Genomic DNA, 443 nt, shown 5'->3' with positions numbered 1-443 from the left:
TCCGGGTAACCGATGGCCGTTGCCAGGGAGGAGTTTTTCACCAGATTCAGATACTGACTGGTGAGCGGCGGAATGATGACCCGCATGGCCTGCGGTATCACCACCAACCTGAGGGTAAGACCATTGGGCAGCCCCAAAGCCTTGGAGGCCTCGGTTTGTCCCTTGCTGACCGACAGAATACCGGAGCGCACGATTTCAGCGATGAAGCTGGCGGTGTACAGCGACAGTGCAATCCACAGAGCCGCCAACTCCGGAATGATGGTAATTCCCCCGCCAAAGTTGAAGCCCCTGAGCGCTGGCAAATCCCACTCAAGAGGCCGACCGGCCACGAGATAAGAGATTATCGGTACCAGCACCAGAATTGCCACGCCGACCTTGAAGGTCGGGAAGATCTGTCCGGTCGCCAACTGGCGTTTTTTCGCCCATATCCGAATCCCGACGAC

The 443-nt window shown here is 57.6% G+C and carries 1 protein-coding gene; it reads right to left on the bottom strand.

Annotation, left to right across the window (positions count from 1 at the left end):
- The coding region (locus B2W52_RS09935; protein WP_286802817.1) for an ABC transporter permease subunit at positions 1 to 443 on the bottom strand (443 nt) is incomplete at both ends.

This window comes from Marinobacter sp. UBA2498 (assembly GCF_002341575.1).
Taxonomy (GTDB): domain Bacteria; phylum Pseudomonadota; class Gammaproteobacteria; order Pseudomonadales; family Oleiphilaceae; genus Marinobacter; species Marinobacter manganoxydans.
This window is presented reverse-complemented; position numbering and strand designations above follow the sequence as displayed.